General features: G+C 48.1%; 8 protein-coding genes. 1 reads left to right on the plus strand and 7 read right to left on the minus strand.

The features are described 5' to 3' along the window. Positions 1-194: 194 nt before the first annotated feature. A complete protein-coding gene (locus AC2VLY_RS09375) occupies positions 195-344 on the plus strand; it encodes a hypothetical protein (protein WP_158627774.1) in 150 nt (49 codons plus the stop codon). Here the strand turns inward: AC2VLY_RS09375 and AC2VLY_RS09380 are convergent. The 7 genes from AC2VLY_RS09380 to AC2VLY_RS09410 form a co-directional block, all read right to left on the minus strand. After that, on the minus strand, positions 334-1,173 hold the full coding sequence (locus AC2VLY_RS09380) for a class I SAM-dependent methyltransferase (RefSeq protein WP_486892629.1): 840 nt from the start codon (positions 1,171-1,173) through the stop codon (positions 334-336). The genes AC2VLY_RS09375 and AC2VLY_RS09380 overlap by 11 nt on opposite strands. Beyond that, positions 1,173-1,484 carry a hypothetical protein gene (locus AC2VLY_RS09385; protein WP_486892630.1) on the minus strand — a complete coding sequence of 104 codons (312 nt, stop codon included), beginning with the start codon at positions 1,482-1,484 and terminating at the stop codon, positions 1,173-1,175. Before AC2VLY_RS09385 ends, AC2VLY_RS09380 begins: the two co-directional genes overlap by 1 nt. Before the next feature lie 42 nt (positions 1,485-1,526). Further along, positions 1,527-5,846, minus strand: coding sequence for a glycosyltransferase (locus AC2VLY_RS09390; RefSeq protein ID WP_486922157.1), 4,320 nt, complete (start codon positions 5,844-5,846; stop codon positions 1,527-1,529). Next, entirely contained in the window at positions 5,800-6,741 is a 942-nt protein-coding gene (locus tag AC2VLY_RS09395) for a glycosyltransferase (protein ID WP_486891815.1), read from the minus strand. The genes AC2VLY_RS09390 and AC2VLY_RS09395 overlap by 47 nt, the downstream gene beginning before the upstream one ends. 3 nt (positions 6,742-6,744) lie before the next feature. After that, positions 6,745-7,473, minus strand: coding sequence for a DUF4214 domain-containing protein (locus tag AC2VLY_RS09400; RefSeq protein ID WP_486891814.1), 729 nt, complete (start codon positions 7,471-7,473; stop codon positions 6,745-6,747). Positions 7,474-7,497: 24 nt separating this feature from the next. Next, on the minus strand, positions 7,498-8,298 hold the full coding sequence (locus AC2VLY_RS09405) for an ABC transporter permease (protein WP_486891813.1): 801 nt from the start codon (positions 8,296-8,298) through the stop codon (positions 7,498-7,500). Continuing rightward, a partial coding sequence (locus AC2VLY_RS09410) for a KpsE/RkpR family capsule polysaccharide export protein (RefSeq protein ID WP_486922156.1) occupies positions 8,288-9,132 on the minus strand: 845 nt, incomplete at its 5' end. The genes AC2VLY_RS09410 and AC2VLY_RS09405, both read right to left, overlap by 11 nt.

Below are 9,132 nucleotides of genomic sequence, written 5' to 3' on the forward strand. Positions count from 1 at the left end.
TGTTGATAACGATGCTGTCGTTACGGTATTGAACCTGGTTAAGCATTTCACCAAGATTCTGCCTGAAATGCACAGCGCTGGTCTCAGTAATCATCCAAGCTCTCCTATCGCGATCAATATGATCATTATGATTAAAGCATCGCATCCTGTCTATCATTGCCCAATTGCGCGTGCATGCCAGCCAGGAAACCTGGATGCGCATACACCAGCGGGAACTGAGCAGCAAAAAAGCCTTTCTGACCCAACAATACCAGTTTCGCGGCTCCATGCTGACCCTGCTCAAATATATGGGCCCCTTCAATGCCACTTTCCGGCGTATGGGAGATATTCCCGCTACTTTTTAGGTGCGTCCTGAGCATCGCTGGCAGCTTGTGCCTTGGGTTTTCTCCGCTTGGGCTTCAGCTCACGGATGATTTCCGCGCGCAGACCGGCTTCATAACGCCTGGCGAGGGCGTCCAGCGTCAACCCATACTGCTGATCAAAAGGTGCATCAAAACTTTTCAGTTTTTTGGCTGTGGCTGTTTTTTGCGCGACCACGGCATAGTCGGGACTTACCCCGGCCAGCACCTGTATCAGTGATACGGGGGCATCCCCTGTGGCAAGCTCGGGAGATTCCTGCAAACGCAATATCTTATTGCGCAAAAAGCCGGTGTATTCCGTCAGAAATGAGAGCAGTAAAGGCGGCAGGGGCCGCTGATGGGTGGGGTCCAGATAAAAGCTGGAAGAACCCACGACCAGATTCTCGGGATTGGGGGTTTCCAGTATCAGCAGGCCCGCTGGTTTAAGCACACGCAGAGCTTCCCGGACCATCTCCTGCAAGATCGGGAAAGGCACATGCTCGGCAATATGGAAACAGGAAACCACTATCTGACTGGCGTCAGGGAGCTTTCGCAAAGCTTCCAGCGCGTCGCCCTGCTCTACGGACAGGCCCAGTTCCGTGCAAGCTGAAAGCATACCGGCATCCTGATCTACACCGTGGGCGGTAAAACCTTCTTCGCCCAGCAGTTCCAGCCACTCCCCACGCCCGCAGCCCAGATCCAGTACAGGACTATCGGGGTAAAGGGATTTCAGCAGATACAAGAAAGGCAGATAGACTTTAACCCGCGACTTGATGAGGGCTCGGGAACCCCGGTGACGGTCTTCAAACGCGCGGTAAAAGTCGGGATCAGTCATTAAGTCTCCAGCATCCAGCGAAAAGTCCGTTCCATGGGAATGGGAAAGAATAGGCCGAAGTATTGTTGCAGTCTGGTCGCAGAGTCCGCCAGGCGGGGAACTTCATTATTTGCGCCAATATCAGCCACTACGTCATCAGGGTTAATCAGGAAACCGAACAGCTGTACCATATATGGCTCGAAGTCATTACCCATAGCAAGAAGATAATCCTCATTTGAGGAAAGCACATAGACCGAGTCGCCGATTTTTATTTGCTTTTCCATTTCCCTTTTGACAAAGATAAAAATTTGCACCGACTTGAGATCATCCATGATTTAACGTTCTGGATACCTTAATGTAAGCTTTAAGTTTAATTATATCAATCCATTATTTTTTGCGTGAAAAAGAATTGCTTGCCCTCTTAAGTGAATTTCTTCCTCTTTAGAGGTACTGCCGGCATCGGCTCGCAAAGCAGAGAAAAAAACATTATCAGTGCGAATATCTTCCCATCCAACCTTCCAGTGTTGCTGAAAATGACCGTAATCCACTCCATCAAGAAAATCAAAACCAAAACGATCAACAAGGCATTTAATTATCAACGATAGAGAATCTTGATCATTAACAATATCATCCCAGCCTTGGGCAGTAATATAATCTTCAATGGTATAGTAATCAGAGTAAATCTGATTCCAGATCTTAATAATCATTCTGGATGCTGGACTAGAAAGATCAATAGCAAAAACACCAGCATTAAAAATATTAAAATCGCAATCGTTTGAATCTTGGCATAGCCAGAGAAATTTCCCCAGCTCCCTTTTTTCAATAAGCAACTTTCTCAAATCAGTTTCAAAATCCTGAACAATACTATCTGCATCAACATATAAAACCCAACCAGAAAAATCAGATTCAATGATATCATTAATAATACCCGTTCTATTGTATGTTGCATGATGCGGATATAATCCATATCTAATTCCCTCGTATTTTTTAAATGTAATGTCATATCTGTCACAGTATGACAAGTTAACCAAGCTCGAAATATCCAATAACGAACTGTAAAAATAAGGATCAGAGGTTTGAATCATAATTAAATCTTCTTGCGTCTCGCATAAAATTGAGGCACCTGATAAAGCAGAATTTATTTTTTGCTCAATCCAGCCGGGCAACTTCTTATTTTTATGACTCAAATCTTGTAATACACCATGGACAATTTTAACATCATCTTCGACACAATCTAGAAGATTGGCGTAGACGCCTATACAGTTTGTTTTTTCTGGCAAGTATATGTCCAAATTAATACTAAAAAAACGATTTGAAGAAGGAGTTAATAAAACACGTCCTAGAGGTTCTTCGCTATCCAAATTGCTAATGGCTATATACCCACTATCGGAAGACTTTGATAGTGTCTGCACAACAAATCTATGGTTACCAGAAGGAATATCATAAAAACGAGCAATCAATTTTTGACGGTTTTTATGTTGATTATTATTTTCTTGGCTATAGTTGATACATGAGACTACAACTCTGTCTATAGTGAGTATGGTTTTTTCAGCCACCCAAAGTCGCACTTCCAAATCTGTGCAAGTATTTTCTAGAGTAAATTCGTACTCAAGATGATATGCCCCTTGCTCAGGTATAACCATATCTGCATACAACACCTTACATCGGCCTTGGTCTCCAGTAACATCTAACCATTCTCTACCTGTCCAGTGATCGGCTGTGCCTTTGACGAAAAGCCGATACCGTCCCGCTTCAAACCGCTCATACGGACCATAGATCAGATGGCCTGCCTTGCCTGTAGTGGATATTGATGTACCAAGAAGCTTACCCACCTCGGTATGCAGGCGCAGATCGGCGCCCCAATAGCGGCGAACGCCATCGGGCAACCATTTGCGGTAGGGGGTTGCGTTGCTCAGCACGAACTCCAAGGTGTTACGGGCGCTTTCGGCCCAGGTCAGATGTGGCAGGGCATCGCTGCGCGGATGCTGGCCTTTGGCATATAACGCCAGCCAGTCGCTAATGGCTTGGGCGATCACTTCTGGCTGGCGGGTGTCATTAAAGAACAATGCCTGCCTGTCAGTCACCTCGCGGAATATCGGGATGTCACGAGCCAGTATGGGTAAGCCGTGACGTGCCGCCTCGATGAGCGGCAAGCCGAAACCCTCGCCGTAACTGGCAGCAATCAGACAGGTGCTAGCGGTATAAATCTGCTCCAGGTATTCATCACTTATTCCTTCCAGCCAGAACAGTCGCTTGCCGAGTTCGGGATTGTTTTGCAATGCCTGGATGGTCTGCGGAATATCTCGGCGATTGCTGTCTGGTAGGTCCTTCCAGCCTTCCTTACCCACAATCACGAGATTGATGTCATGGCCTTGCTGCCAAAGCAGATCGAATGCCTGCAAGGTTTGCAATATACCTTTGCGGGGCTCAATAGTGCCCACCATCAGGAATGTGGGACGTGCCTGCATTTCGGACAGAGTGTTGGAGGTGTCGTCAGGTAACCCACGGCTCGGGGTGCTGTTAGCTATATCGGCGCCGGAATGCGACCAATGTACCGCGAAATGGCGCAGGCGTTTTTCACCTAAGGTTTGCAACCAGTCATACATTTCATCTGCAACCGCCCGGGATACGCAGATAATCCCATCAAAACGCCCAATGACTTGAAGCCAGCGTTGGTGACTCACGCGCGCCCCTTCTGGAAATACCTCGGGCATGAGCACGGGAAGCAAATCATGGATGAGAAAAAAAACAGCAACCCCTCGATTTCGCAAGGAAATAAAGGTGCTTTCCTGTGCAGGAATGACATGTGGATGAAAATCCAGACCAAAAAAAACATCGCCAGCCCAAGCCTGTACAGGTGCATCTTCAGCCCAGTCTCCAGAGATGTTCAGAAAATGGCTGGTGAATTGGCGAGCGTAGCGGTAACCCGGGCGATCCGTTGTGGCATACACCGGCTCGACAGACCAGCCTGCAGGGGGATTGCGCAGAATTTGCTCCAGAAGGGCGCGGGTGACGCGCTCAATGCCGCTTTTCAGATCTTGCTGTGTAATGGCCGAAACATCCAGCATCAATTGCCGCAGTCTAGGCTGTGGTGGGAAATTAGCCGACAGAATTTCCGACAAGCGAGGATATTCATGCACCGGCAATGCCGGTTTGAGTTGTGGCAAGGCCTGCGTCAAGCCAAACAAAGTTTGATCTGCCTGGGCATAAGTGGCTTCAATCACCTCAGCGTATTGATCGGCACAGCGGCGCGTGTTGTGATGACTTAGTATACGCGCCTTGGCGCGCGCGCCCAGCTCGGCTCGCCGAGCAGAATCTTGCCAGAGGGTAGTGATTGCCTCAATGAGTTGCGAATCGCTAAAGGCATCCGACAGCAGCCATACAGCATTCGTGGGAAGCTCTGCCATGCTTCCGTGTGCATTGACGACAGTGGGCAGGCCGTAATTCATGCAGTCGAGTACCGTGCCTGAGGTTTCGCCGCGCGAAAGACAGCGCAGTTGCACACCCATATCAGCAGCAGCCAACCAGGTGCGATAGGTTTCATCGCTGGCCCAGCCTGTAATAACAATGCGATCTTTCGCCGAACTATTCGAAATTTTATATTTTAAATCATGCCCATAATCGCCACCGTGGTTCTCACCGACAAACACAAGATAGCAGTTAGGTTCCTTGGAAATCGGCGAGGCAAGCCATCCATCTAGCAATCGATGGTTGAGTTTGGTGTCGCCAAGCATCCCAAAACTGCAGATCACAAAATCGTCTGACCCCAAGTTAAGAGATTCACGCGCCCGGCTTTTATCTACTTGGTCTGAGGTTTGGCGCAAATGCGGGATAACAGCCCAGCCGTCAGCGGCACGCTCTCCGTAATACTGCATCGCCAGTTGGCGTGAAAAATCGGAATGAACAACAACGCCTAAGGCTTGTTGCAGCACTGCTAAGTTACAAGGATACGCAGTTACCACTTCAACGACATCTGGCCAATTAGTTACATTGATTCGCTCGCGAACAGCGCTCCAGCCATGCCCAGCGAGTAAGGCGTGTGCCCAGCCCTGCGGTTCTTGGCCATGTTCGTCCCGATACCAGACAGGCCAGGAAATATAAAAGTCATGCAGTACGACCATGCCCGGTATTTCTATCAGCAGGTCAAACATATGGCTATGAAAAGGTGAATTACCAAATTGATAAACTACCCGATCAAACTCATGGGCATGCTGGCGTAACCAGGCAGTATCCTGAATAGCCGCATTGGCCTGCACCCAGGCATCACTCACAGATTCTTGCTGCACGATCACGGTAATGTCGTAGTGCCGTGCCAGTTCGGGTAGGAGTTCCGCTGAATAATCGGCAATCCCCGTTTTTTCTGGTGGCAAAGGAGAAACAAAGGCCAGCTTGAGGCGGCGGCGGGCTGGCAGAATCACAGCTGCTTTTTTTGGTGAATGTTCGGCGTGTAATGCTTCAAGCGCTGCCCAAGCGCGACTTGCACTAATAGACCAAGAGAATTTTTTGGCCTGTTCCAAACCGTGGTGTTCCAGTTCTTGGCGGAATTCTGGGTGTTGCAACACCTCGGCCATTTTTGCGGCCATGTCGACATCATCACGTGGGGCAAACAAGGCATCCTGCCGACCCACCACTTCGGGCAAGCTGGAGCTATTGGCAGCAATCACCGCCGTACCGCAAGCCATGGCCTCCAGCACCGGCAAGCCAAAACCCTCGTGCCAGGACGGGAAGACCAGTAGCTTGCAGGCCAGACCGTTTGGCTAGTGCCAGAAAATCATTTTTAAGATCAAGCGCCTCACGCCCAACGATCGCCAATGCATAGGTATCGCGTACGTCGGTAGTCAGGCTGGCAAAGGCGCGAAACAGACCGTCCATATTTTTGCGGAAATCGACGCCGCCGGTATTCATGATGAAAGGACGATTGATACCATAGGTCGTTGCAAGATGGGTGCGCTGGGCTTCGTTTAATGAAATAGGATGAAAGTGGGTATCACAGGCATTCGCCACCGTGACCACGCTGTTTTCTGGCATAGTCAGATACTGAACAGCTTCACGTCCTGAGGCATCGGACACCGCCAAAAGCAAATCAGCCCTGCGCAAATGATCGATTTTGTTGTAATACCAGCGCAACATGGCTGGGTCTTGCAAATAAATATCTCGGTGTACCAGAGGAATGAGGTCGTGCAAGGTTACTGCAGTAGGAATAGCGCTGTGCAGTGCATGAACACTGGTGACTGCTTCACCGTCAAATTCCTCAAACAGCGATGGAATAAAAATGATATCGGCCTGCAGGCTAGCGAAATAGGCTTCGACCATGCGTTCGGCCACCAAGCGACGCGCATCATTAGGCGCATCACGGCCACATACCGGGCTGGGCACTTCATAGACTTTAATGGCATCGGGGGGGAGCAGATCGGCAAAGGCGGCACGGATTGGCTCAATGGTGTCGGCGTAGGCGGCGTTCAGTGCCAGCAGGATTTCGTTTTCGCCCCTCTGCCGCGCCATTTCTTGGGTGAGCGCCAAGGTATAACGGCCAATGCCTCGAAAACGGCTGGCGGTTTGCGCGCCTTGCATGTCAATCACTAAACGCATGAATCAAACTCCCTGTGCGGCGGTTTTTTGCTGGATTTGGCGTTTGAAAATAAGGCGGGCGTATCCGGGCAGTACCAATAACTTGTGCTGGAATTCTTCGGAATGGATTAATTTTTCCTGTAGTACCTTACGGGTTGGCAAGCGTGCATGGTGCTTAATGATTTCTTCATTATCAGGTTCGCGTCCCAGGATTTCTACAAAGCACTGGCGAACCACGATATCGGATAATCGTGGAGTTTCATCAGGCTGACAGGACGAACTATATGAAATCAATTGCTGGGTGAGTTCTACGATACGTTGATTTAGCGATAGGTTGGATTGATTGAGTGATATAATTTTCTGTTTAAAATAAGTATGTTGCCGAGTATTAATAGAAATTACATCTTGCAGGGCATTAATATTTTGCCTGATACGTGCAAGCATATTCAGGTTGCTTTGCATGAAATAACGCTTGTGTTTGTCGCGTGTAAATAGCTTCCAAAACCAATGTTGTGAGCGCTTTTCGTCGTTGATAAGCTGCGTGAGATCTTTAATTTCATGATAAGGTTTGCACTCTGGGGATTTTGCCATTTGTGCTATGATACTTACTTTGCCATATCCTAAAGATAAACGGCCAACATAGTATGCCAATCCATGCGCATCCGGTTCTCGGCTAAGAAGATTTTTATAAGCAACAGTAACAAACTCCTCGCCATCAAATACAAATAATTCATAGATACTTTGAATTGTCACGGCTCATTCATCCTTCTGATAAATTTAAGACACCTTAACCCGCTTGATAGCCACACCAGAAATAGCTAAACCAAATAAAGTCATAGCAATCAAAACAAATACTGTATAAGGAATATGATAATAGCTGGGTACCCCACTACCAAAATACCCATGATGAAAATAATCCACCGCATCAATCAATGGAAAATATAATAAATAACTGCGATATGGTTCTGGTACCAGAAATGTCGGTATAAATACACCACTAAAAGGCAACATAAGATACAAAATAATATGAGAAGTCTTTTCGATGGTTTCACTAAGCTCTGCTAGCCCCGCCATAATCAGCACAAACCCAAAGGAGAACCATATAATCAATAGGTATCCCAAAGCCATCGTCAAGATATTGCCTGGATAACGACAAATGCCTATCACGATAAAAATTGGAAACAAAAACAGAAAAACGGCCATTGCACTGGAGAACTCCAGCAAAATACGGGAATATATAATATCCATTGGCCTGATCGGCTGATGGTGTAATAGCGCTCGATTAATATTAATTGCGCCTGTCACGCGCCCTGTTCCATTTCTCCAAAACAGTAAGGTTGGGTAACTGACTGCCAGATATTCTGCCGGGCTAATTCCATAGGGATATCCCGTGTCAATAAACGAGAAAATAATCATTACTCCAATTACAAACATTGCTGGCTCTGCGATCATCCACAACATCCCCAGACCTTCTCGCCCAAATCGAGTGACGGTTTCCCTCAATATCAACGCCCAGATCACTCGCAGTTGCAGACGTAGCTGAAACCAGAACGTTTCCTTTGTGGCACTAGCGCTCATGATGTTCCTTCACGCCAGCATACAAAATGCTCAATACGCCCCAAATCATGAGAGAAACAATCAATACCGCTAGAATATCCTCAAAGCGTTTGGGTGCCTGTGGCGCATCCGGCAAATTAGGACTGCTGATAGTTTCCAAATACAATTCCTGCTTCTGTGCCGTCAACCGCGCCTGTTCCAGTGAAGTCACTGCCGCTTCCAGCAGTTTTCGCGCCAGTAACTGGTTGACAGTCAGCCTCTCAAACTCAATGTCCTTACTGGCCAAAGATTCCCTGTCACCAGTCACCTTGGACTGTTCGGTGGCAATTTCACCTTGTAAGGCTCTGATGCTGCTTTTTAAAACCGGTATCTGCGGGTTGTCCGGGGCATGGGCGACGATGGACTGTAATTCGGTTTGCATGGCTATCAACTGGTCCTGCAACTTGCTGACCATGCCGAGTTGCAAACTGCTTTGTGCCGGTGGGCTGAATACCCGGCGATTATTGCGGTATTCAGCCAGAGCCAGGGTGGCATCCCGCAGAGTGCGTTTGGCTTGTTCAACATCCTGTTTGGCATAGTACACGGCGCGATGTCGGGCCGTTTCATTCAGTTGATTGACAATATCCTGACTTTTTTTCAGGAGAAAATCGTTGATCTTCTGGGCATCGTGCGCAGTAAAGGCGCGTACTTTCAGTTCGCTGATACCATTGGTACTGTCCAGCGTATCCGCCACCATATTCTGGTAGTAACGCCATAACTGCGTATTCCGGGGCATCGTGGGCACCCATTCCGTTTGATCGTGGGCAGTGATTCTGATTGATGGTGGGCACCCATTACGATTGATCGTGGGCACTT

Source organism: Acidithiobacillus sp. TH-A36, from assembly GCF_057473445.1.

Excerpts from the sequence above, each read along its gene's own strand:
- AC2VLY_RS09380 (WP_486892629.1), bottom strand. The coding sequence starts at position 1,173 with ATGACTGATCCCGACTTTTACCGCGCGTTTGAAGACCGTCACCGGGGT.
- AC2VLY_RS09385 (WP_486892630.1), bottom strand. The coding sequence starts at position 1,484 with ATGGATGATCTCAAGTCGGTGCAAATTTTTATCTTTGTCAAAAGGGAA.
- AC2VLY_RS09395 (WP_486891815.1), bottom strand. The coding sequence starts at position 6,741 with ATGCGTTTAGTGATTGACATGCAAGGCGCGCAAACCGCCAGCCGTTTT.
- AC2VLY_RS09375 (WP_158627774.1), top strand. The coding sequence starts at position 195 with ATGCGCATACACCAGCGGGAACTGAGCAGCAAAAAAGCCTTTCTGACC.
- AC2VLY_RS09405 (WP_486891813.1), bottom strand. The coding sequence starts at position 8,298 with ATGAGCGCTAGTGCCACAAAGGAAACGTTCTGGTTTCAGCTACGTCTG.